This is a genomic window from Acidocella facilis ATCC 35904 (assembly GCF_000687875.1).
GTDB lineage: Bacteria > Pseudomonadota > Alphaproteobacteria > Acetobacterales > Acetobacteraceae > Acidocella > Acidocella facilis.
The window spans coordinates 358,432-380,145 of record NZ_JHYG01000002.1; the positions used below are offsets into that span (position 1 = coordinate 358,432).

23 protein-coding genes are annotated in these 21,714 nt (G+C 65.8%); 11 read left to right on the forward strand and 12 right to left on the reverse strand.

Annotation, left to right across the window (positions count from 1 at the left end; translation table 11 throughout):
- Positions 1-49 precede the first annotated feature (49 nt).
- Positions 50-592, forward strand: coding sequence for a DUF1045 domain-containing protein (locus T331_RS0104175; protein ID WP_244876882.1), 543 nt, complete (start codon positions 50-52; stop codon positions 590-592).
- Complete coding sequence (phnN, locus tag T331_RS0104180) at positions 589-1,104, forward strand: phosphonate metabolism protein/1,5-bisphosphokinase (PRPP-forming) PhnN (RefSeq protein WP_026439134.1); 516 nt, start codon at positions 589-591, stop codon at positions 1,102-1,104. The genes T331_RS0104175 and phnN overlap by 4 nt, the downstream gene beginning before the upstream one ends.
- Before the next feature lie 139 nt (positions 1,105-1,243).
- On the opposite strand, the gene T331_RS0104185 is transcribed toward phnN, so the two are convergent.
- Positions 1,244-1,672 (reverse strand): hypothetical protein, encoded by a 429-nt coding sequence (locus T331_RS0104185; protein WP_211248671.1) that lies wholly within the window; start codon positions 1,670-1,672, stop codon positions 1,244-1,246.
- A 225-nt stretch (positions 1,673-1,897) separates the two neighbouring features.
- Between T331_RS0104185 and T331_RS0104190 the strand changes: the two genes are divergently transcribed.
- Positions 1,898-2,917, forward strand: a complete 1,020-nt coding sequence (locus T331_RS0104190; protein WP_026439136.1) for an aldo/keto reductase — start codon at positions 1,898-1,900, stop codon at positions 2,915-2,917.
- A 46-nt stretch (positions 2,918-2,963) separates the two neighbouring features.
- Here T331_RS0104190 and glpX read toward each other — a convergent pair whose 3' ends face one another.
- The 4 genes from glpX to T331_RS17275 are packed head-to-tail and all read right to left on the reverse strand — an operon-like array spanning position 2,964 to position 6,984.
- A complete protein-coding gene (gene glpX, locus T331_RS0104195; RefSeq protein ID WP_026439137.1) occupies positions 2,964-3,947 on the reverse strand; it encodes a class II fructose-bisphosphatase in 984 nt (327 codons plus the stop codon).
- 12 nt (positions 3,948-3,959) lie between these two features.
- Positions 3,960-5,249: a homoserine dehydrogenase gene (locus T331_RS0104200; protein WP_026439138.1), complete on the reverse strand. Its 1,290-nt coding sequence runs from the start codon at positions 5,247-5,249 to the stop codon at positions 3,960-3,962.
- Positions 5,246-6,457, reverse strand: coding sequence for an LL-diaminopimelate aminotransferase (locus T331_RS0104205; protein ID WP_008495099.1), 1,212 nt, complete (start codon positions 6,455-6,457; stop codon positions 5,246-5,248). The genes T331_RS0104200 and T331_RS0104205 overlap by 4 nt, the downstream gene beginning before the upstream one ends.
- A gap of 35 nt (positions 6,458-6,492) precedes the next feature.
- A complete protein-coding gene (locus T331_RS17275) occupies positions 6,493-6,984 on the reverse strand; it encodes an OmpA family protein (RefSeq protein WP_051622106.1) in 492 nt (163 codons plus the stop codon).
- 263 nt (positions 6,985-7,247) lie between these two features.
- Here T331_RS17275 and T331_RS0104215 point away from each other — a divergent pair, with 263 nt between their 5' ends.
- Both T331_RS0104215 and T331_RS0104220 read left to right on the forward strand, forming a co-directional pair.
- On the forward strand, positions 7,248-9,050 hold the full coding sequence (locus tag T331_RS0104215) for a PHA/PHB synthase family protein (protein WP_051622108.1): 1,803 nt from the start codon (positions 7,248-7,250) through the stop codon (positions 9,048-9,050).
- Positions 9,051-9,566: 516 nt separating this feature from the next.
- Positions 9,567-10,739 (forward strand): porin family protein, encoded by a 1,173-nt coding sequence (locus T331_RS0104220; RefSeq protein ID WP_035179061.1) that lies wholly within the window; start codon positions 9,567-9,569, stop codon positions 10,737-10,739.
- Between the two features lie 72 nt (positions 10,740-10,811).
- On the opposite strand, the gene T331_RS0104225 is transcribed toward T331_RS0104220, so the two are convergent.
- The gene (locus T331_RS0104225) at positions 10,812-11,219 is read right to left on the reverse strand and encodes a ketosteroid isomerase-related protein (protein WP_026439141.1); all 408 of its coding nucleotides are present in this window, start codon (positions 11,217-11,219) and stop codon (positions 10,812-10,814) included.
- Positions 11,220-11,277: 58 nt separating this feature from the next.
- Complete coding sequence (mutL, locus tag T331_RS0104230) at positions 11,278-13,047, reverse strand: DNA mismatch repair endonuclease MutL (RefSeq protein ID WP_026439142.1); 1,770 nt, start codon at positions 13,045-13,047, stop codon at positions 11,278-11,280.
- 99 nt (positions 13,048-13,146) lie between these two features.
- Here mutL and T331_RS17280 point away from each other — a divergent pair, with 99 nt between their 5' ends.
- The 3 genes from T331_RS17280 to T331_RS0104245 are packed head-to-tail and all read left to right on the forward strand — an operon-like array spanning position 13,147 to position 15,883.
- The gene (locus T331_RS17280) at positions 13,147-13,914 is read left to right on the forward strand and encodes a type 1 glutamine amidotransferase (RefSeq protein WP_081822119.1); all 768 of its coding nucleotides are present in this window, start codon (positions 13,147-13,149) and stop codon (positions 13,912-13,914) included.
- Positions 13,911-14,480, forward strand: a complete 570-nt coding sequence (locus T331_RS0104240) for a hypothetical protein (RefSeq protein WP_155992606.1) — start codon at positions 13,911-13,913, stop codon at positions 14,478-14,480. Before T331_RS17280 ends, T331_RS0104240 begins: the two co-directional genes overlap by 4 nt.
- Positions 14,481-14,536: 56 nt before the next feature.
- Positions 14,537-15,883, forward strand: coding sequence for a glutamine synthetase family protein (locus tag T331_RS0104245; RefSeq protein WP_026439144.1), 1,347 nt, complete (start codon positions 14,537-14,539; stop codon positions 15,881-15,883).
- Positions 15,884-15,931: 48 nt separating this feature from the next.
- On the opposite strand, the gene rsmD is transcribed toward T331_RS0104245, so the two are convergent.
- The 3 genes from rsmD to T331_RS0104260 are packed head-to-tail and all read right to left on the reverse strand — an operon-like array spanning position 15,932 to position 17,941.
- Positions 15,932-16,471, reverse strand: coding sequence for a 16S rRNA (guanine(966)-N(2))-methyltransferase RsmD (rsmD, locus tag T331_RS0104250; RefSeq protein WP_026439145.1), 540 nt, complete (start codon positions 16,469-16,471; stop codon positions 15,932-15,934).
- A gap of 10 nt (positions 16,472-16,481) precedes the next feature.
- Positions 16,482-17,237: a pseudouridine synthase gene (locus tag T331_RS0104255; protein ID WP_008495110.1), complete on the reverse strand. Its 756-nt coding sequence runs from the start codon at positions 17,235-17,237 to the stop codon at positions 16,482-16,484.
- The gene (locus tag T331_RS0104260; RefSeq protein ID WP_008495111.1) at positions 17,234-17,941 is read right to left on the reverse strand and encodes a gamma-glutamyl-gamma-aminobutyrate hydrolase family protein; all 708 of its coding nucleotides are present in this window, start codon (positions 17,939-17,941) and stop codon (positions 17,234-17,236) included. The genes T331_RS0104255 and T331_RS0104260 overlap by 4 nt, the downstream gene beginning before the upstream one ends.
- 45 nt (positions 17,942-17,986) lie before the next feature.
- Here T331_RS0104260 and T331_RS0104265 point away from each other — a divergent pair, with 45 nt between their 5' ends.
- From T331_RS0104265 to T331_RS0104275, 3 genes are all read left to right on the forward strand, one after another.
- Entirely contained in the window at positions 17,987-18,436 is a 450-nt protein-coding gene (locus T331_RS0104265) for a nucleoside deaminase (RefSeq protein WP_026439146.1), read from the forward strand.
- Positions 18,429-19,055: a ribonuclease HII gene (locus T331_RS0104270; protein ID WP_026439147.1), complete on the forward strand. Its 627-nt coding sequence runs from the start codon at positions 18,429-18,431 to the stop codon at positions 19,053-19,055. Before T331_RS0104265 ends, T331_RS0104270 begins: the two co-directional genes overlap by 8 nt.
- Before the next feature lie 74 nt (positions 19,056-19,129).
- Positions 19,130-19,603: a DUF3429 domain-containing protein gene (locus tag T331_RS0104275; protein WP_026439148.1), complete on the forward strand. Its 474-nt coding sequence runs from the start codon at positions 19,130-19,132 to the stop codon at positions 19,601-19,603.
- A 123-nt stretch (positions 19,604-19,726) separates the two neighbouring features.
- Here the strand turns inward: T331_RS0104275 and T331_RS0104280 are convergent, their stop codons facing one another.
- Both T331_RS0104280 and radA read right to left on the reverse strand, forming a co-directional pair.
- Entirely contained in the window at positions 19,727-20,299 is a 573-nt protein-coding gene (locus tag T331_RS0104280; protein WP_008495116.1) for a CvpA family protein, read from the reverse strand.
- On the reverse strand, positions 20,296-21,714 hold the full coding sequence (gene radA / locus T331_RS0104285) for a DNA repair protein RadA (RefSeq protein WP_026439149.1): 1,419 nt from the start codon (positions 21,712-21,714) through the stop codon (positions 20,296-20,298). The genes T331_RS0104280 and radA overlap by 4 nt, the downstream gene beginning before the upstream one ends.

Here is a 21,714-nt window from a genome sequence, read left to right on the forward strand (position 1 = left end):
ATGGCTGGGACGGGATCCGGAAAGCGGCGCGGTTCTGGCACAACCGGCGTTGGCAGGCCTGCAGGAAAATACACAAGATCCGCGCCGTTACGGCTTCCATGCGACATTGAAGGCGCCGATGGTGCCAAGGCACGGATTTGAGAGGTTTCTCTCAGCCGCGAAGGATTTCGCCGCGCGGCAAAAGCCGTTTTTGATGCCGCGGCTTGAGGTCATGCCGTTGCACGGTTTCCTGGCATTATGCCCAGCCGAACCGGCGGCTTCACTTTACCAGCTGGCGAATGGCTGTGTGGAGGCTTTCGACGCGCATCGCCTCCCGGAAAGTGCGGCAGCCCAGGCCAGGCGCGCGCAGGGACGCACGCCGCGCCAGGCGGAAAATATCGCCCGATGGGGCTATCCGCTGGTGTTCGAGGATTTCGAGTTTCACATGACGCTGAGTGGGAAGATGCAAGACAATCCCTACGTGCCTGCAGCCCGCGCCCATTTCGCGGCGTCCTTGGCGCAACCGCGCATGGCGCGCAGCCTGGCGGTGTTCATTGAAGAGTCGCAAGGTGCAGCTTTCAGGCTGTTTCAGCGCCTGGCGTTCGGCGCATGAAGGGGCCGATGCTGGTGCTGGTTGTCGGGCCGTCTGGTGCTGGCAAGGATACGGTTCTCGCCTACGCCAAGGCGCATTTGGCGGGCTATGAGAAGGTGGTGTTTCCCCGCCGCGTCATCACCCGCCCGCCCGGACCGGGTGAGGATCATGTCTGTGTCACCGAGGCGGAATTTGCATCCGCGCGCTTTGCCCTGGCATGGCAGGCGCACGGTCTGCATTATGGCATTCCCGCCGATATAGAGCGGGATCTTGCCGCGCAGCGGATTGTCATCATAAATGTTTCGCGTGGGGTGATCGCCGAGGCGCGGGCGCGCTTTCCCTGCATGGTGGTGGAAATCACCGCGCCGCCGGAAATATTGGCGCAACGCCTTGCCGCGCGCGGCCGCGAGGATGCGGCGGACATCGCCGAACGGTTGCGCCGGGAGGGCGCTCAAATCGACGCCGATGTCACCATCATTAATGACAGGCTGCCTCAGGATGCCGGGGCGATGTTCCTGGCGAAACTTTCCTGATCCAAGAAAATCCAGCGCAAGGTAAACATGTCGGGGATGAGAGCCCCAAGCTTTTAGCTTGAGGCTCCAGATTTCGATTTAGCGAGCAATTTCATCTGTTTATATTGACGCTGCCGCGTCAATCTAAACACATATTGCGCTAAAGCCGCCGCCAATAAGCTTTGAAAAACCCTTGCGCATCCAGGGCGGCCGGCGCGCCGACATGTACCGGATCGCCGTTGCGGCAGCGCCAGCGATACAGGCTGTCATGCCCTGAAATATAGGCGGGCACGAAAGCCGCATTCGGGTTTTTGTCGCACCAGGGCTTGGCCGCCGGCAAAATGGTCGCCTTGTTGGCCGGCCCGCAGGGCAAATTGGCGCCGATGAAGCAGCCATAGGCTTTGCCATCCATGCAGCGCATCAGCGTCATTTTTTGCACCATCGCCGGAGGCGGGCCGTGCAGTTTAAAGGCCTTCACCGCTTGCGGCACCAGAGCGGCGGGCAGCGCGCGGGCGGCGGCGTCGGTCTGTCCCGGCGCGCAGAAGGCGGCGGCATGGGCCCTGGGCGCGAGGGCAAAAAGACTGAGCAACAGCAAGGCAAAACCGATTTTTCGCATGGGAGGAGCCTGACATGCGGGGCGGGGGCGCGTCAAACGCCCCTGGGATTGCGCGGCTGGGTTGCCTATGTTTCGGCGGACCAGACCATCACGCTTTCAGCTCGATGGTACAGTCTTTGTTTGAGCGAGCCATTTCATGTGTCGAGCTTGACGCTGGCGCGTCAGGCTCGACACATATGGCTCTGGAGGAGCAACGCCATGGAATATCGTACACTCGGCCCAACCGGTCTGCTGGTTTCGCGCCTGTGCCTGGGCTGCATGAGCTTCGGCGAGGCGCAGCGCGGCACCCATGAATGGACGCTGGATGAGGAGTCCAGCCGCCGGCTCATCCGCCAGGCGCTGGAGGCGGGTATTAATTTCTTCGACACCGCGAACATGTATTCCAACGGCTCGTCGGAGGAGTTTGTCGGCCGGGCCTTGAAGGATTTTGCCGCGCGCGATGAGATCGTGGTCGCCTCGAAGGCCTATTTCTCCTGGCGCGGGGCGCCGAACACCGGCGGGCTGTCGCGCAAGGCGCTGTTCCAGGCGGTGGATGACAGCCTCAGGCGCCTGGGCATGGAGTATCTGGATCTCTACCAGATCCATCGCTGGGACGAGGTGACCCCGATCGAGGAGACGATGGAAGCGCTGCATGACATCGTGAAATCCGGGCGGGTGCGCTATATCGGCGCCTCCTCAATGTCCGCCTGGCAGTTTTCCAAGGCGCAATATACCGCGCAGATCCATGGCTGGACGAAATTCATCTCGATGCAGAATCAGGTCAATCTGATCTACCGGGAGGAGGAGCGCGAGATGCTGCCGCTCTGCGCGGATATGGGGGTGGGGGTGATCCCCTGGAGCCCGCTGGCGCGCGGCCGCCTGACCCGGCCCTGGGGGGAGACGACCAAGCGGTCCGAGACGGATCTGGTGATCAAATCCATCTACACCAAGACCGAAGAACAGGATCGCAAGGTGGTGGAAGAGGTGGCGCGAATCGCGGCGGCGAAAGGGGTGGGCAAGGCGCAGGTGGCGATGGCCTGGCTGCTGCAGAAGCCGGGCATCACCGCGCCGATCATCGGGGCGACCAAGGCGTCGCATCTGGCGGATGCGGTGGCGGCGCTGGAGGTGAGGCTGAGTGCCGAGGAGATCGCGGCGCTGGAGGCGCCTTATGTGCCGCATCCGGTGGCCGGCGTGGCTAGCCCCAGGGGAACGCAAGGCTTGACGCTGAGCGTGATGTGAATGCGGTTATGTGTGGGGGGATGCCCCCCACACATAACCGGGGGCTTTACAGCGAGAAGCCCTTTTTCGCGAAATTATGGTGGCCTTCGACATAGCGCACCGTGCCGGATTTGGAGCGCATGACGATGGAATGCGTCACCGCCCCATGGCCCACGCGCTTCACCCCGTTCAGCATCGCGCCGGTTGTGACACCGGAGGCCGCGAACATCACATCGCCCTTGGCCATCTCGGTCAGGGTATAGATGCGGCTCGGGTCGGTGATGCCCATGCCCCGCGCGCGCTCGATCTGCGCCTCATCCTCGAACATCAGCCGGCCCAGCATCTGGCCGCCGGTGCAGCGCAGAGCGGCCGCCGCCAGCACGCCTTCCGGGGCGCCGCCGGAGCCCAGATACATATCCACCCCGCCGCCCGGCAGTGAGGCGGCGATGACGCCGGCCACATCGCCATCGCCCAGCAGCAGAATGCGCGCCCCGGCTTCGCGGATCTTGGCGATCGATTCCTGGTGGCGGTCGCGGTCCAGCATGCACACCATCAGCTCGGAAATCTCGATGCCCTTGGCCCGCGCCAGGTTCTTCAGATTTTCCTTCACCGGCGCGTCGAGCGAGATCACCCCTTCCGGCAGCCCCGGGCCGACGGCGATTTTTTCCATATACACGTCAGGCGCGTTGAGGAAATTGCCGTGCTCGGCCAGTGCCACGGTGGTGATGGCGTTGGGGCCGCCCTTGGCGGTGATGGTGGTGCCTTCCAGCGGATCGACGGCGATGTCCATCGCCGGGCCGCCGCAGCCGACCTTCTCGCCGATATAGAGCATCGGCGCCTCGTCCATTTCGCCTTCGCCGATGACCACGGTGCCGTCGATGGCGACGGTGTCGAAGGCTTTGCGCATGGCTTCCACGGCGGCGCCATCGGCCTCGTTCTTCTGGCCGCGGCCGATCCAGCGCGAGGCGGCGATCGCCGCCGCTTCGGTCACACGCACCAGCTCCAGCGCCAGGTTGCGATCAGAGACGTCTTCGAGACGGCGTTCGGTCATGGGCAAACTCCCTTATTTTGGTTCGATGCGGATCAAGGCCGGCGGCTCCAGCACCGCCGGCAAGGCGGCAATCCCCGCCAGCGCGGCGTTCACCGCGGCTTCCTTGGTGTCGTGCGTCACCAGCACGATGGGCACCGCCTCGCCCGGGGCGCGGCCATGCTGGATCATGGATTCGAGCGAGATGCCATGATCGCGCAGGATGGCGGTGACGTCGGCGAGCACGCCGGGCTCATCCACCACCGAGAGCCGCACGAAATAGGCGCTGGCGAGTTCGGAGGTCGGCGTGATCGGCAGATCCTCCAGCGCGCTCTCCTCCATGCCCCAGACCGGGACGCGGATGTTGCGGGCGATGTCGATCAGGTCCGCCACCACGGCGCTGGCCGTCGGGCCTTCGCCGGCGCCGCGCCCGCGCAAAAACACCGGGCCGGAGAAATCGCCTTCCAGCAGCACCGCGTTGAACACGCCATCGACGATGGCGATCGGTTTTTCCACCGGCACCATGGTCGGGTGCACGCGCAGGGAGATGCCGGCCTCGGTCTGCTCGGCGATGCCCAGCAGCTTGATGCGGTAGCCCAGCTCCTCGGCGAAGGCGATGTCGATGGCTGAAATCCGGCGGATGCCCTCGATATGCAGCTTGGCGAAATCAATCCGCGCGCCGAAGGCGAGGCCGGCGAGGATGGCGAGCTTATGGGCAGCGTCCACGCCATCGATGTCGAAGCTGGGGTCGGCCTCGGCATAGCCCAGCGCCTGGGCGTCGGCCAGCACATCGGCGAAATCCCGGCCGTCCTCGCGCATGGTGGTGAGGATGTAATTGCAGGTGCCGTTGAGAATGCCGGCGACACGGCTGACCTTGTTCGCGGCCAGCCCTTCGCGCAGCGCCTTGATGACGGGAATGCCGCCCGCCACCGCCGCCTCATAGGCGATGGTGACATTGTTGGCTTCCGCCGCGCGGGCCAGGGCGACACCATGCACGGCGAGCAGCGCCTTGTTGGCGGTGACAAAATGCTTGCCGGCGGCAATCGCGGCTTCGGCCAGGGCTTTCGCCTTGCCGTCCGAGCCGCCGATCAGCTCCACCACCACCTCAACCTCGGGGTCATGCGCAAGGGCGAGGGCATCGTCATGCCAGGTCAGTCCGTCCAGCTTTACCCCACGGTCGCGGCTCTTGTCGCGCGCGGAGATGGCGGTGACCATCACCGGCCGGCCGGCGCGCGCCGCGATGAGTTCCTTCTGGGCGGCGAGCAGCTTAACGACGCCAGCGCCGACCGTGCCGAGCCCGGCGATGCCGATTTTAAGCGGTTTCACGATTTGACCTCTGATTCAGCCGGCGCCCCGTTGTCGGTCGCCAGGAAATGCTTGATGTTGCGCAGCGCCTGGCGCAGCCGGTGCTGGTTTTCCACCAAAGCGATGCGGACATGGCCATCGCCATATTCGCCAAAGCCGATGCCCGGGGCCACCGCCACCTTGGCCTTGGCCATCAGCAGCTTGGAGAATTCCAGGCTGCCGAGATGGGCATATTTCGGCGGGATCGGTGCCCAGGCGAACATCGAGCCTTCGGGGCTGGGCACGTCCCAGCCGGCGGCGTGCAGGCCCTTGATGAGAATATCCCGGCGCTCGCGGTAGAGATTGCGCATCTCTTCCACGCAATCCTGCGGGCCATTGAGCGCGGCCGTCGCCGCAACCTGGATCGGCGTGAAGGCGCCGTAATCCAGATAGGATTTCATCCGCGTCAGCGCCTTGATCAGATGCGGGTTGCCGACGCCAAAGCCCATGCGCCAGCCGGGCATGGAATAGGTTTTGGACATCGAGGTGAACTCGATGGTGATGTCCTTGGCCCCTTCCACCTGCAGCACCGAGGGGGGCGGGTTGCCGTCGAAATAGATCTCGGAATAGGCGATGTCCGAGATGATGAAGATCTCGTGCTGCTTGGCCAGCTTCACCAGCGCCTTGTAGAAATCCAGCGTCGCCATATAGGCGGTCGGGTTGGACGGGAAATTCACGATCAGCGCGGTCGGCTTCGGCACGGAATGGCGCACCGCGCGGTCGATCGCGGCGAGCATGTCGTCATCCGGGGTGGCCGGGATCGAGCGTACCGAGGCGCCGGCGATGATGAAGCCGAATTGATGGATCGGGTAGGAGGGGTTGGGCACCAGGATGGTGTCGCCCGGCGAGGTGATGGCGGCGGCGAGGTTGGCCAGCCCTTCCTTGGAGCCGAGTGTGGCGATCACCTCGGTCTCCGGGTCCAGCTTCACCCCGAAGCGGCGCTCATAATAGGCCGCCTGGGCGCGGCGCAGGCCGGGAATGCCCTTTGAGGTGGAATAGCGGTGGCTGCGCGGGTCCTGCACGGTTTCCACCAGCTTCGCCACGATATGGGGCGGGGTGGGGCTGTCCGGATTGCCCATGCCGAGATCGATAATGTCCTCCGCGGCGGCGCGTGCCTTGGCCTTGGCGGCATTCACTTCCGCGAAGACGTAAGGGGGCAGGCGGCGTATGCGGTGAAACTCTTCGGACATTTTTCTGACTCGGTTGATAGAGGGTGACGCGGTGCTCAATACACCAATTGCACGAAGCCGCCAGAACCGGCGGCAAAGGCGTCCAGCTTAATCTTGTCCGCCGGCACGCCGGCGGCGGTCAGCGCATCGGCGATGCGCCGGGCGCGGGCGAGGGCGAGGGCCATCGAGCCATCGCCGAAGCCGACGGCGCGGATGAAGCCATCCTGGCGCTGCGCGGCGACGCCCTGAATGACGCTTTGCTGTGCTGCCGGCAGCAGCGCCGAGCCGGGGGCGAAGGCGACGCCAACCGCAGGGCCGGGGGGCTTGGGCGCCGGGGCGGGTGCGGGAGCCGGGGCCGGCTTGGGGGCTGGGGCGTTCACATTCGGGGTCTGGATGGTCAGGCCCGGCACGCTGGGCACGGGCGGCGGCGCCTCCGGCAGGCTCAGCCCGGCCAGGGCGCCGGGCGCGGGGGCAGAGACGCCGCTGCGCGCCTGGCTGGTGATGGCGGCCTGCGCGCCGGGGGCGGCGGGGGGCTGGGGGGCCGGCACATCCGCGAGGTTAGGGTAGGGCAGGTTCGTCCCCGGCGGGGGTTGCCGGTTCTGCGCAATCGCGCCACCTTCCTTCTTGTGGTATAAATTAATCGCCTGAGAACAACCACTAAGAGAGGTCGCCGCCAAGAATATCCATGAAGCCGCGAAACGCCGCCCGACCATTTCTAACCCCTCTTCGCTTGCCGTGCCTGGGTTCTGCCTGGGCCGAACCTGCCCCTTGTTAGCCCGAGAATAGACGCCACGGAAAGGATGCCCCCGCCATGAACGCGCCCATGCCGCCCCAGGAGAATGACATCAAGCTGCCCGACGCCCAGGCGCTCGGCCGCTCGATGGCGGATATCGCGGCCCGCAGCCAGAAGCTGGTGAATGAGTGGATGAAGCGCCAGGCGGCGGAGGGAATGGCGCTGGACCCGCTGAATGTCGGCAGCGCCTTTCTGGAAATGACCGCCAAGCTGCTCTCCAACCCCTCCCAGCTGATGGAAGCGCAGATGGGGCTGTGGCGCGATTACATGACGCTCTGGCAGAACACCGCGCGGCGGATCTGGGTGGGGGAGGAGCCGGACCCGGTGATCGCGCATGACCCGCGCGACAAGCGCTTCGCCGACCCGGCCTGGCGGCAGAATGAGGTGTTCGATTTCATCAAGCAGAGCTATCTGCTCTCGGCGCGCTATATCAACGATGTCGTCACCCAGGTGGACGGGCTGGAGCCGAAGACGGCGCAGAAGGTGGATTTCTACGCCCGCCAGTTCATCAACGCGCTCTCCCCCAGCAATTTCGCCCTCACCAACCCGGAAGTGCTGCGCAAGACCCGCGAGACCGGCGGCGAGAATCTGATGCGCGGCCTCAACAACCTGCTCAATGATCTGGAGCAGGGGCGGGGCAATCTGCGCATCCGCATGACCGACACTGAGGCCTTCAAGATCGGCGAGAATATCGCCGTCTCGCCCGGCCAGGTGGTGTTTCAGAATGAGCTGATGCAGCTGATCCAGTACAGCCCCAGCACCGAAAACGTGCTGGCCCGGCCGCTGCTGATTTTGCCGCCCTGGATCAATAAATTCTACATTCTCGATCTGCGGCCGAAAAACTCGCTGGTGCGCTGGCTGGTCTCGCAGGGCCATACCGTGTTCATGGTGAGCTGGGTCAATCCGGACGAGACGCTGGCCGACAAGAATTTCGACGATTACATGCAGGATGGCGTGCTGGCGGCGCTGGATGCGATCGAGAAGATCACCAGGCAGCCGAAGGTGAACGCCATCGGCTATTGCCTGGGCGGCACGCTGCTGGCCTCCACATTGGGCTATATGGCGACGACGGGGGATGAGCGCATCGCCTCCGCCACCTTCTTCGTGACGCTGACCGATTTCGCCGATGCCGGGGAGCTGGGGGTGTTCATCGATGAGGAGCAGCTCACCCAGATCGAGGAGAAGATGGCCAAGCGCGGCTATCTGGAGGGGGCGGAGATGGCCACCACCTTCAACATGCTGCGCGCCAATGATCTGATCTGGAGCTTCGTGGTGAATAACTACCTGCTCGGGCAGGAGCCGTTCCCGTTCGATCTGCTCTATTGGAATTCGGATTCCACCCGCATGCCGGCGGCGATGCATTCTTTCTATCTGCGCAACATGTACCAGAAGAACCTGCTCTGCCAGCCGGGCGGGATTTCGATGAAGGGGGTGGGGGTGGATCTCTCCCAGGTGAAGATCCCCTGCTATTTCCTCTCCTGCCGGGAGGATCACATCGCGCCCTGGACCAGCACCTATAAGGGGGCGCGCAATTTCGGCGGCCCGGTGCGCTTCGTGCTGGCCGCCTCCGGCCATATTGCCGGGGTGGTCAATCCGCCGGAGGGCGGCAAATATAACCATTTCATCAATGAGGCGCTGCCCGAGAGCCCGGATGAATGGTTCAAGGAGGCGACCGAAATCGCCGGGTCCTGGTGGCCGGATTGGCAGCGCTGGGTCACCGCCCAGAATGCCGAGACAGTCCCGCCGCGCGAGCCGGGCAAGGTGCGCGGCTTCAAGGCGCTGGAGGCGGCTCCTGGCTCCTATGTGGCAGTGCGCAGCTAGAGCAACATCCAGTCAAACGAGATCGTTTGATCGGATAAAGTTGCTCGCTCGAACAAAAAGCGAGAGCGTATCCCGTGCACCAACGTGAACGGAATACGCTCTGGCGCAATATCTGCTTGGATGACGCGCCGCCTCCCAAACCACGGCGGGACAGGCAAAAAAGCGCATTCGCCCAGAGACGTTTTGCAGTGCCCCGCTAAACTTTCCCTCCCAGGAAACCACAAAAACGCCCCGCCTTGTGCGGGGCGTTTTTGTGGGTGCCGCCATGCTGCGCCGCCGCGCGGCAGGAAAATCCATAAACTCAACCCTCTAGATGGCGGAATGTGTCATTTCAGCAACATGGTCGGGGCAAAGCGGGAGGCTGGCTTGTTTCGTCTGGCAATTTTTGGGGGTTGGCATGTAGATTGCGAATTCATTACCGACGATGGCGTTTGTTGGGGCGGTTTCTGCGCCAAGAATGTTGTCGGGTTAAAGTTTAGGCACAACGCGCGGATGATTGCGCAATCAGGAGGCATAATGATTACGATGCGTCGGCAACTTCTGGGTCTTGGCTTTGTCGCCGGGTCCTCTCTTCTGGCGATGAATGCGGCGCACGCGCTGAATGGCCCCACCGCGATCAATATCGATGGCGGCCCGCTCGGTTCGCTGAGCCTGAGCGGCGGCTTCGATGCCTATGGCTTCGCCGTGTCTGGCATGCCCGCCGGCGGCAATGGCAGCAACACCACCAATGTCGGCACCAATGTCGGCTCCGCCATCATCCAGCTGCAGAAGACCACCGGTGAGCTGCAGTTCAATATCGAGATCGGTTCCGTCGGCGGCAGCATCGCGCCCGGCACCGTGACCTCGCGTCCGGGCCAGACCTCGGTCAGCAATTATGTCACCGGCCCGCTTTACGAGGGCTACGTGACCTTGGCGCCGAAAGACATGCCCTTCACCATCTCCGCCGGCCAGCTGGGCTCGCTGGAAGGTTATGAGGCCTCGCTGCCCTGGTTCAACCCGTCGCAGCTCGTCACCTCGATCTTCTACGTGCAGAACTCCTCCGCGCGCGGCGTCGAGGCCAACTACACCAAGGGGCCGTTCTCCGCGACCGTCGAATATGGCGATGGCTGGGATACGGGCGTGTTCAACTTCGTGCAGGCGCTGGGCACCTACACGATCGACCCGAACAACGTGCTGAACGTGTATTATGCCGGCAATGTTGGCCGCCAGGGTCTGACCGCCAAGACCTACAGCAACACCAGCGTTGCGAGCTACGGCCCGTACTTCATGAACTCGCAGATGTTCGGCGCCTATTACAGCTTCACCGCCGGCAACCTGAACCTGGTGCCGGAAGTGCAGTATGTGTACGCCCACACCAACCACCAGCTGGGCATCAACAAGACCACCGCCAATCTGGGCGCGGCTCTGTTTGGCAACTACACCTTCGGCAAGAGCCCCTACTCGCTGGGCGGCTGGGTCGAGTATGAGAACTCCCAGGGTGCGGGCAGCTGGTTTGTCGGTCCGAAGTCCGAAGGCGTCGGCTTCGCTCTGGCCCCGACCTGGCAGTACAAGGACCTCTATGCCCGCGTGAACGCCGGTGGCTTCTACCTGCTGAACAACAAGTATCAGGGCGTGTCCTACGGCTACGGCACAAGCGGCACGGACAAGTTCCAGTTCGTTGGCACCCTCGAGGGCGGTGTGCTGTTTTAAGCCTCCCGCTTCGAACAAAAGGGAAAGGCCGGCGCTTGCGCCGGCCTTTTTGCGTTTCAGGCGAGGTCCGTTTCAGGCTGAAACCTGGTCCAGCCAGTCCTGCAGATTATAATAATTAGTGACACGGGTGATCCGGCCACCCGCCACCTCGAAAAAGGCGCCGCCGGGCAGCACATAGCTTTGGCCCTTGGCCTCCGGCAGCCCCTCGGCGGTGGTGAGATAGCGCCCATGCACGACATAGGTCGCGGCCGCGCGGGTTGCCGTTTTGTCGGACAGGATCTGGATATTTTCCAGGCGCTCGGCGTAGCAGCGTTGCATTTCCGCCATGAAGGCGCGGAAGGCGGGCTTGCCGGTCTGGGTTTCGGACTGGTTGATGTCGTGGCGGACATCCTCGCTCAGCAGCGCCAGCATCGCCTCCCAGTCGGCCTTGTTGAAGGCGGCGTAATAGGCTTCGATCAGCGCCTCGGTCTCGTCTCGCATCCTGTACTCCTTGTTGGCGTGCCTACAAGAGAGCGCGCGAGCGCGGCTGGCAAGGCGATCAGCCGCTGCGGCCGAAGAGTTTTTCCAGATCGGCGCGGGTGAGCTTGAGGAAGGTCGGGCGGCCATGCGAGCAGGTGGCGGCGCGTGGCGTGGCCTCCATCTCGCGCAGCAGCGCGTCGATCTCCTCGCGCTGCAGCCGCCGCCCGGCGCGGATGGAGCGATGACAGGCCAGCCGCGCCAGGGCGGCATCCAGCTTCGCCTCCAGCGCCAAGGGCGCGCCGGCCTCGGCGAATTCCTCCGCCAGATCGCGCAGCAGTCCGGCGGCGTCCGGGTCTTTCAGCGCCGCCGGCACGGCGCGGACCAGAATCGCGCCGGGGCCGAAGGGCTCGATCTCCAGCCCCAGCCGGGCCAGGGTTTCGGTCTCCGCCAGCAGCCGCGCCGCCTCCATCGCGGGCAGGTCCACCACCACCGGCACCAGCAGCGGCTGGGTGGCGATGCGGCCCTCCTGGAACTGGGCGCGCAACCTTTCCTCGGTCAGGCGTTCATGCGCGGCATGCTGGTCGACGATCACCAGCGCGCCGTCCGGCGCCTGGGCCAGCACATAGGTATCGAGAATCTGCGCCAGAGGTGCCCCGAGCGGGTGTTCGGTGGCGGGCGCGGTGGGGGCGGGGGCTTGGATGTCGAAGACCGGCCGTGCGGCGGGCGGGGCGGCCAGGGCCAGCTCCGCCTCGGCGAAGCCGCGCGCGGCGCGGCTTGGGGCCGGCGGCAGGCTGTAGCGCGGCCCGGCGGAAGGCGGCGGGCGCAGCGCCAGGCTGGGCAAAGTGGCGCTGGGTGCGGTGCCCAGGCTGACCGGCTGCGCCAAGGCGCGGTTGATGGCGCCGATCACCAGGCTGCGCACGCCATTCTGGTCGGCGAAGCGCAGCTCGGACTTGGCGGGATGCACATTCACGTCCAGCGCCTCATCTGGCAGCTCCAGCCGCAGCGCCGCCACGGCGTGCCGCCCGGCCGGGATCACGTCCCGGTAGGCCAGGCGCAAAGCCAGCTTCAACAGCGAATCCTGCACCGGGCGGCCATTGACGACGAAGCTCTGCAATTGCGTGGTGGCGCGGTTGAGGCTGGCCGGGCCGATCAGGCCGGAGAGCTTCACCTCGTCGCGCTGCGCCTCCAGCACCATCATGTTCGCCGCCGCCTCGCGCCCGAACAAAGCCGCGACGCGCGCGGCTTCGGGCTGGGCCGGCAGGTCGAATAGCACGCGCTCATCCGAGACCAGGCGGAACGCCACGTGCGGGGCGCAGAGGGCGAGGCGCCAGACGGTGCGCTCGGCGGCCTCCGCCTCGGCCCGGGGTGAGCGCAGGAACTTGCGCCGCGCCGGGGTGGCGTAGAACAGATCCTCGACAATGGCGCGGGTGCCCTTGAGGCCGGCGGCGGGGCGGGCGGCGGTGATCGCGCCACCGGCGACGTCGATCCGCCAGGCACCATCCTGCCCGGCGGGGCGGCTGATCAAGGTGAGCTTCGCCGCCGCGCCGATCGAGGGCAGCGCCTCGCCGCGAAAGCCCAGCGTGGAGATTTGCACCAGCGCCTCGTCCTGCAGCTTGGAGGTGGCGTGGCGTTCGATGGCGAGCGGCAGCTCCTCGGCCGGAATGCCGCAGCCATCATCGATGATCTCGATCCGCTCGATGCCGCCTCCGGCGAGGATGACCTCGATGCGCGTCGATCCGGCATCCAGCGCGTTTTCCACCAGCTCCTTCACCGCGGCGGCGGGGCGTTCGATGACCTCGCCGGCGGCGATGCGGTTGATGGTGGTTTCGGCGAGGCGGCGGATGGGCATGGGGCCTGATAGCATGAATGCGCGAGTCCGGCGCCTCGCGGCTTCACGAAAACCCCCCTCCCTGTAATAATGATGCCTCGACCCGGAAAGGAGCCGCCGATGAAAATCCTCGTCTTCCAGCATGTCGCCTCGGAGCATCCTGGCAGTTTCCGTGAGGTGATGGCGGCGCGCGGCTGCGAGATGCAGGCGGTGGAGCTGGATGAGGGCGAGGCGATTCCCGCTGATCTCGCGGGCTTCGACGCGTTGCTGGTGATGGGCGGGCCGCAGGATGTCTGGGAGACCGATCAATTCCCCTGGCTGATCGAGGAAAAGGCGGTGATCCGCGATTGGGTGCGCGCCGGGCGGCCTTACCTTGGCATGTGCCTGGGGCACCAGCTGCTGGCCGAGGCGCTGGGCGGCGCGGTGGGGCGGATGGCGGTGCCGGAGGTGGGGATGAGCTGTGTTGAGACCCGGCCGGACCCGATTTTCACCGGCCTGCCGCCGCTCTGGCCCTGTATGCAATGGCATGGGGCGGAGGTGACGCGGCTGCCGGAGGGGGCGGTGGCGCTGGCCGGCTCGCCGGGCTGCGCCATCCAGGCGCAGCGCTATGGGCGGGCCGCCTATGGGCTGCAATTCCATCTGGAGCTGACCCACAGCACCACCGCGGAATGGGGCAGCCTGCCGGAATATAAGGCAGCGCTTGAACGGGTTCGCGGCCCTGGCGGGCTGGCGGCGATGGTCGCGGAGGTGGATGCGCAATTCCCTGAGCTGCATGCGGCGGCGCAGATCGTCTTCGGCAATTTTCTGGACATCGCCGAACAGGCGTTTCTGAATGGCGACGAACAGGCGTCTCGGGATAGCGCCGCGCGGGCGCTGGCGGGGCGGTGAGGCGCGCGGGATGGGCCGTGCTGGTGGCGATGATGGGGCTGGCCGGCCCGGCCTGCCCGGCGCCGGCGATCGCCAGCGCCGGGGCGATGGCCGGGCCGGATGATCCTTACGCGGTGCCGCCGCATAGCCGTTTCGCCCGTGGCGGCGGCTCCGGCCCGCTGGTGATCCGCTATCGCGGCGGCAAAACCGTGCGGGTGCAGCTGGACCTTGACGAGCAGGGCCAGCAGCTGGCGTTCAGCCAGATCCGCATCGCGCCCAACCGGCACAGCATCGGCTGGCTGGCGTCCTATGGCTGCGGCCAGGCGCGGCCTTGCCCGCTGGCGTTGGTGGTCTGGCATCAGGGGCGGCCGGTGCTGCGGTTTGTGGCGCATCATGGGGTGATCGAAAGCTGGCAGTTTCTCGCCGGCGGCCGCCAGGTGGCGGTGCAGACGCGCCAGCCGGATGGCGGCACACGCTATTGGCTGCTGGCCACCGCCTCGGGCCTCGCCATCGCGGATTGGCAGCCCGGTAGCGGCGCCCGCCGCCCGGCCTGGCTGGCCTTCTTTACCCGCGCCCATCCGCCTTAAGCGCGCGGCGCGGATTTTGCATCGCTGCCGCCAACAACCCCGCGAAAGGAGCCGGAATGTCGCTGTATTTCGAGCATACGAAACAGACCGCCGCCGCCCTGGCGCAGAGCCTGCGGGAGCGCCAGATCACGCAGCTGCGCTTCGAGCTGCCGGACCTGGCCGGGCTTTCGCGGGGCAAGACGGTGCCGATCGCGCATGTGGAATCCTATGCGCGGGACGGGCTCAACCTCTATGGCGGCACGGTGACGCTGGATAGCGCGTCCAACCCGATCGCCGGGACGGGCTATAATGAGGATATCAATTTCGCCGATTGCCTGATGGTGCCGGATCCGGACACGGTCAGCGATGTGCCCTGGATCGCCAATACCGCCCGGGTGATCTGCGATACCAAATGGTATGACGGCACCCCGCAATATGCGGCTCCGCGCACCGTGTTGAAAACCATGCTGCAAAAAGCCGCCGAGATGGGATTCGGCGTGAAGATGGGGCATGAGTTCGAGTTCTATGTGGTCGATCTGGAAACCCGGCAGCCGCTTTATACCGGCAATCCGATTTTCGTGACCGCGATCACCCATCGGCATCCGGCGCTGGAGGGGCTGATGCGGGTGTTGGCGCAAAGCGGCGTGGACATGATCACCGCCAATGGCGAATTCGGGCCGGGGCAGTGGGAGCTGAATTTCGCCGCGCTCGATGGCATCGCGGCGGCTGATAGGGCGTTCGTGTTCAAGAATACGGTGAAGGAATATCTGCGCGGCCAAGGGCTGCTGGCGACCTTCATGACCAAGCCTTATGCGCATCTTTCAGGCTCCTGCTCGCATTTTCACCTCTCGCTGTTTGATCTGAAGAGCGGGGAGAATTTGTTTTTGGACAAGGCGGACCCGGATGGGATGAGCGGGCTGATGAAGAGTTTCACGCAAGGGATTCTGGACCATGCGCCGGCGGCGCAGGCGATCTGGAATCCGACGCCGAATTGTTATCGCCGCATCCGGCCGGGGACGTTCGCGCCCTCCAATATTTCCTGGGGGGTGGAGGATCGCTCGGCTTCAGTGCGGATCAAGGCGTCGAAGGATGAAAGGCAGCATCTGGAGGTGCGGGTGCCATCGGCTTTGTCCAACCCGTATCTGACCGCGGCGGCGAGCCTGGCGGCGGGGCTGCTCGGGGTGCAGAGCGGAGCGGTGCTGGCGCCGGAGCGCAAGGGGTTGAAGGAGGCGGATGGAGCTTTCGCCAAGCTGCCGACGGAGATGCATGAAGCGCTGGCGGCGTTGCGGGCGGATGCGGCGTTTACCGAGATGCTGGGCGCGGAATTTGTGAAAATTTACACCATTGTGAAGACGGCCGAGATCAACCGTCTGCGCGATGAAATCCCGGCGGCGGAGACGGCGGAGTATTTCGATCTTTATTAGAGCCTGAGCCGATCTTGGCGATTTCCGTGGCGCTTGCGGAAATCCCGCTTAAAGACGCCAGATTTTCAGATGCGCCTTGCCATGCGCGCGTTCGGCCAGAGGCTCCGCAATCTCCAGCGTCTCGCCCGGCCCCATCTCGGCGACGATGATCGCCCCCGGCGCGATCCAGCCTTTTGCCGTGAGTGCTGCCAAGGCCGGGGAAATCAGCGCCTCGCCGTAGGGCGGGTCGAGGAACACCAGGTCGTGCGGGTTGCCGGCGGGCGGGTGCAGGGCGTCGGCGGTGAAGAGTTTCGCGCTCTCCACCTTCAACCCCGCGATATTGGCGCGCAGGGCGGCACCGGCCTCGCGGGATTGTTCGATGAAGCTGGCACTGGCCGCCCCGCGCGAGAGCGCTTCCAGCCCGTAAGCGCCGGTGCCGGCGAAGACGTCCAGCACCTTCGCCTCTTGCAGATCGCACCAGGGGGCGTGGGCGAGAATGTCGAACACCGCCTGGCGGGCGCGGATATTGGTGGGGCGGGTTTCGCGGCCCTCGGGGGCGGCGAGCACGCGGCCCCTCCAGCGCCCGGCGATGATGCGCGGGCCGGTCATTTCGTCCCCCTCATTTCGCCAGACCCGGAACCTGCTCGCGCAGTATCTTGCCCGGCACTTCCTCGGCCGCGCCGCGCGGCAGCTGGCCGAGCTGGAAGGGGCCGTAGGCGACGCGGATGAGGCGCGTCACCGGCAATTCCAGCGCCTGCATCACCCGGCGGATTTCGCGGTTCTTGCCTTCGCGCAGGCTCATCGAGAGCCAGGTATTGGAGCGCTGCTGGCTGTCGATGGCGGCTTCGATCGGGCCGTATTTCACCCGCTCCACCACCATGCCGTCGGCCAGGCGCTTGAGCTTGTCAGGCGAGACACCGCCATGCACGCGCACCCGGTAGCGGCGCAGCCAGCCGGTGGCGGGCAGCTCCAGCTGGCGGGAGAGGGCGCCGTCATTGGTGAGCAGCAGCAGCCCCTCGGAGGTGAGATCCAGCCGGCCGATGGAGATCAGGCGCGGCAGGCCTTGCGGCAGGCGCTCGAACACGGTCGGGCGGCCTTCGGGGTCTTTATGGGTGGTCACCAGACCGTCGGGCTTATGGTAGCGGAACAGGCGGGTGCGCTCGGGCTCGCTCACCGGCTTGCCGTCCACCAGCACCATGTCGCCGGGTTTCACGAAGGTGGCGGGCTGGGTGACGGGCTCGTTATTCATCCGCACCCGGCCGGCTTCGATCATCGCCTCGGCATCACGCCTACTGGCCACCCCGGCGCGGGAGAGGAATTTGGCGATGCGCTCGCCGCGCGCTTCGTCTTCGGGGGGCGTGGTCGCTTCGGTCATTGGCAGGCCTCGATAAAGGCGCGGTAGAGGGCGGCATCGCCCGCATCCACGAGATATTCCGGGTGCCATTGCACCCCGATGCAGAATTTCTGGGACGGGTCCTCGATGCCTTCGATCACCCCGTCCGGGGCGATGGCGTTCACCACGCCGCGTCCGGCGGATTTCACCGCCTGGTGGTGGGAGGTATTCACCTGCATCACCGGTCCCGTGATGCTGAACAGCTTGGTGCCGGCGAGGATCTCGACCTTGTGGCCGGGCTCGTAATGGCTGGTTGTCTGCTCATGCGCCAGAGCGCCGGGAATCGCGTCCGGGATATGCTGGTGCAGCGTGCCGCCGAGGGCGACGGCGAGCAGCTGCTGCCCGCCGCAAATGCCCAGCACCGGCATGTTGCGGGCCATGGCGCCGCGCAGGAAGGCCAGCTCGGCGGTGGTGCGGTCCGCCTTCAGCTCTACCGTTTCGTGGGTCTCGGTGTCGCCATAGAGGGCGGGGTCGACATCGAAGGCGCCACCGGTGACGATCAGCCCGTCCAGCCGGTCCAGATAATCCTCCGCCAGGCCCGGGTCGTGCGGCAGCGCCACCGCCAGCCCGCCATGGGCGGCCAGGGCGTGGGTATAATTCTGGCGCAGCGCGTACCAGGGATATTTGGACCAGCCGCCGGCGGGTTCCGCATCCAGGGTCAGGCCGATCAAGGGGCGTTTCTTCATGGCGCTAACTAGACCTTCCGAGGCTGTTCAGGCAAATCCGACGCCATGACCACCCCGATGCAACTGGCGCTGGAGCAAGCGCGGCAGGCCGCCGCCGAAGGCGAGGTGCCGGTGGGCGCGGTGGTGACCGACGCGCAAGGGCAAGTGCTGGCCCTGGCGCGCAATGCGGTGGAGGCGGGGCAGAACCCGCTTTTGCACGCTGAGTATCTGGCGCTGACAGCCGCGCGCGCGGCGCGCGGGGGCAAATATCTGGCCGATTGCACGCTGAGCGTCACACTTGAGCCTTGTGCCTTCTGCGCCGGGGCTATCGCATCTCTGCGCGTCGGCAAGCTGGTGTTCGGGGCTTATGACCCCAAGACCGGGGCGGTGGAGCATGGGCCGCGTCTGTTCACCCAGCCGACGACGCACCATAAGCCGGAAGTGATTGGCGGGGTGCGCGAGCAGGACTGCGCGGCGCTGCTGACGGATTTTTTCCAGGCGAAGCGCGATGCCTGATTTGAGCCATGAGACGCGCATCGGTGGCCGGGTGGCGGGGCTGGATGAGGTTGGGCGCGGGCCGCTGGCCGGGCCGGTGCTGGCCGCCGCCGTGGTGCTGCCGCCCGTGCTGCCCGCCGGGCTGGCGGCGATGCTGGATGATTCCAAGAAGCTGAGTGCCAGGAAGCGCGCGGCGGCGTTGCTGGCGCTGCGGGCCTCGGGGGCGGACATCGGTGTCGGCGCGGCGTCAGTGAAGGAGATCGAGCGGCTGAATATCCTGCACGCCTCGTTTCTGGCGATGCGCCGGGCGGTGGCGGCGCTGCCTTTGGCGCCAGAGCATCTGCTGGTGGACGGCAACAAGGCGCCGGGCATCGCGCTGCCTTGCACGCTGCTGGTGGGGGGCGATGGAATTTCGCTCTCCATCGCCGCCGCCTCGATCGTCGCCAAGGAGATCCGCGACCGGCTGATGCGCCAGCTGGATGCGCGCTACCCGCATTATGGCTGGGCGAAGAATGCCGGTTATGCGGCGGCGATCCATCGCGCGGCGATCATCGCGCATGGGCCGACGCCGCATCACCGCATCGGCTTCGGGCCGCTGTTGCAGCGCGCCCTCTGGGCAGAGGCGGATATCTCGCTCTAGACTGGCCGAGCCGCCGGGCCGACCCGGTTGCGCCCTGCGTCTCCCTCTGGAAAAGGCCAAAACCCTTGCCCTCCTTGCCGCGTTCTCCCTTCGCCATCGCCCTGCTGCTGACCGCTCTGGGTGGGCTGCCGTTTCTGGCTGGAACCGGGCTGGCACTTCTGTTTCCGCGCTTCGCGGCGCCCGGCACGGCGGCGGTGATCGCCTATGGCGCCGTGATCCTGTCCTTTTTAGGGGCGGTGCATTGGGGGGCGCTGGTGGGCGGCGCGGCGCCGCGGCCTGAGGCGACAAAATGGGCGGGGCGGATTTTAACGCTGGGCGTGCTGCCCTCGCTGGTCGGCTGGCTGGCCCTGCTGGTGCTGCTGCTGGGGCAGGCGCCGCGCGCGGCCTTGTTGCTGCTGGCCCTGGGATTCGTCGCCACCTTGCTGGGCGAGGCGCTGGGGTGGCGTGCCGGGCTCATCGCGGGGCGCTATCTCGCCCTGCGATGCGCGATTTCCACGCTGGTTGTGGTCTTGCTGCTGGCCTTGTGGCAGGGGCAGCCGGCCGTCTAGATTTTATTTAGGCGTTCAATTTGAACGCTTGATGCTCTAAGTTTTGTTTTAGCGAGCAATTTCATGTGTTTATCTTGACGCTGGCGCGTCAACCTAAACACATATTCCTCTAAGGCCCGCCGGCTACTTGCCGAGCGCGCTGCCGGCGACCGGCTGCTGCATCAGCGCATCCGCGCTGGGGGCCTGCGGGCTGGGGAGTTTTTGCACTTTCGGCTGATATTGCGGCGGCAGGAAGCCGACCAGCCAGGTCGCACCCTGATAGGCAATGGGCAGAGAGCGGGCATCGACGATCGGCTTTGGCCATTCAGTCGAGGGCTCGGCCATGCCCAGTGCGATATAGGCGATGAACAGGATGATGGCGCCGCGCGCGATGCCGAAGACGATGCCGAGCGAATGGTCCAACCCCGAAAGCGGCGATTCGCGCACCAGCCCGCCGATCAGCCCGCTGACCAGGCTGAGCACGATCAGCACCACCAGGAACACCGCCGCCATGGCGCCATAGATGGCGAAATGCTGCAGCCCCTTGGGCAGCAGCGAGGCGATGTAAGGCTGCACCGGCGCATAGAATTTCAGGCAGGCGAGCAACGCGCCGAGCCAGGCGCCAACCCCCAGCACCTCGCGCACGAAGCCACGGACCATCGAGAACAGGGCGGACAGCGCCACAACCCCCAGCACCACCGCATCGACCCAGGTCATTCAGCCTCCTTGCGTTTCGCGCCGGGCTTCTGGCCGGTGGCGATGATGCCAACTAGGTCCGTCAGATGCCCGATTTCAATCAGGGAAAGTGTTTTGGGCACGCTGAGCTTGGCGGCGCCGCCGGCCACGCGCTTAGGGCCAGCCGCACGGGCGAAGCCGAGCTTCGCGGCCTCCTTCAGCCGCAGCTCGGTCTGCGCCACCTGGCGCAGCTCGCCGGAGAGGCCGATTTCGCCGCAGAACACCATTTCCGGGTCGGTCGGCACGTCGGACGCGGCGGAGATCAACGCCGCCGCCACCGCGAGATCGGCGGCGGGCTCGTTGACCCGCAAGCCGCCGGCGACGTTGAGATAGACATCGTTCATCGAAAGCTTCAGCCCGCAGCGCGTCTCCAGCACCGCCAGCAGCATCGAGAGCCGGCCGGAATCCCAGCCAATGACCGAGCGCCGGGGCGAGCCGCCAGGGTTGGGCGAGAGCAGGCACTGGATTTCCACCAGCACCGGGCGCGAGCCCTCCAGCCCGGCCAGCACCGCGCTGCCCGCGACATTGCCGCGCCGCTCCGCCAGGAACAAAGCGGAGGGGTTGGCGACCTCGGAGAGGCCGCGCCCGGTCATCTCGAACACGCCGATCTCGTCCGTGGCGCCGAAGCGGTTTTTCATGCCGCGCAGGATGCGGAACTGGTGGCCGCGATCGCCTTCGAAATGCAGCACGACATCGACCATATGCTCGACCACGCGCGGCCCGGCGAGGGAGCCTTCCTTGGTCACATGGCCGACCAGCAGCAGGGAGAAGCCTTGGGTTTTGGCGGCGCGGATCAGCTCGAAGGCGCTGGCGCGGACCTGGGTGACGGAGCCCGGCGCGGAATCGATCCCCTCCGCCCACATGGTCTGGATGGAATCGATCACCACCAAAGCCGCATTGGGATATTGGCTGAGACTGGCCAGGATGTCGCCGAGCTGGGTGGCGGCGGCGAGGCGCAGTGGCGCGTCGGAGAGGCCCAGGCGCAAGGCGCGCAGGCGGATCTGGTCGATCGATTCCTCGCCGGAGATATAGAGCACCTCCTGCCCGGCGCGGCCCAGGGCGGCACTGGCCTGCAGCAGCAAGGTGGATTTGCCGATGCCGGGATCACCGCCAACCAACACCACGGAGGCGGGGACAAGGCCGCCGCCGAGAACACGGTCGAACTCGGCGATGGTGGTGGGGATGCGCGGCGGTGGCGGCGAGATGCCTTCCAGCCCGACGAACTCGATCTTGCTGCCAGCGCGCCGGGCGCCGTCCTTGATGCCGCCGGGCAGCGCCTTGGGGGCGGCCTGTTCCTCCAGCGTGTTCCATTCGCCGCAGGCCTCGCAGCGCCCGGCCCATTTCGGAAACACCGCCCCGCAGGCGGTGCAGGCGAAAATTTTAGCTTGTTTGGCCAA

Bases quoted from the DNA above. Each gene is read 5' to 3' on its own strand.
- phnN (WP_026439134.1), top strand. From the start codon at position 589: ATGAAGGGGCCGATGCTGGTGCTGGTTGTCGGGCCGTCTGGTGCTGGC.
- T331_RS0104190 (WP_026439136.1), top strand. From the start codon at position 1,898: ATGGAATATCGTACACTCGGCCCAACCGGTCTGCTGGTTTCGCGCCTG.
- glpX (WP_026439137.1), bottom strand. From the start codon at position 3,947: ATGACCGAACGCCGTCTCGAAGACGTCTCTGATCGCAACCTGGCGCTG.
- T331_RS0104205 (WP_008495099.1), bottom strand. From the start codon at position 6,457: ATGTCCGAAGAGTTTCACCGCATACGCCGCCTGCCCCCTTACGTCTTC.
- T331_RS0104215 (WP_051622108.1), top strand. From the start codon at position 7,248: ATGAACGCGCCCATGCCGCCCCAGGAGAATGACATCAAGCTGCCCGAC.
- T331_RS0104220 (WP_035179061.1), top strand. From the start codon at position 9,567: ATGATTACGATGCGTCGGCAACTTCTGGGTCTTGGCTTTGTCGCCGGG.
- T331_RS0104225 (WP_026439141.1), bottom strand. From the start codon at position 11,219: ATGCGAGACGAGACCGAGGCGCTGATCGAAGCCTATTACGCCGCCTTC.
- mutL (WP_026439142.1), bottom strand. From the start codon at position 13,047: ATGCCCATCCGCCGCCTCGCCGAAACCACCATCAACCGCATCGCCGCC.
- T331_RS17280 (WP_081822119.1), top strand. From the start codon at position 13,147: ATGAAAATCCTCGTCTTCCAGCATGTCGCCTCGGAGCATCCTGGCAGT.
- T331_RS0104245 (WP_026439144.1), top strand. From the start codon at position 14,537: ATGTCGCTGTATTTCGAGCATACGAAACAGACCGCCGCCGCCCTGGCG.
- rsmD (WP_026439145.1), bottom strand. From the start codon at position 16,471: ATGACCGGCCCGCGCATCATCGCCGGGCGCTGGAGGGGCCGCGTGCTC.
- T331_RS0104255 (WP_008495110.1), bottom strand. From the start codon at position 17,237: ATGACCGAAGCGACCACGCCCCCCGAAGACGAAGCGCGCGGCGAGCGC.
- T331_RS0104260 (WP_008495111.1), bottom strand. From the start codon at position 17,941: ATGAAGAAACGCCCCTTGATCGGCCTGACCCTGGATGCGGAACCCGCC.
- T331_RS0104265 (WP_026439146.1), top strand. From the start codon at position 17,987: ATGACCACCCCGATGCAACTGGCGCTGGAGCAAGCGCGGCAGGCCGCC.
- T331_RS0104270 (WP_026439147.1), top strand. From the start codon at position 18,429: ATGCCTGATTTGAGCCATGAGACGCGCATCGGTGGCCGGGTGGCGGGG.
- T331_RS0104280 (WP_008495116.1), bottom strand. From the start codon at position 20,299: ATGACCTGGGTCGATGCGGTGGTGCTGGGGGTTGTGGCGCTGTCCGCC.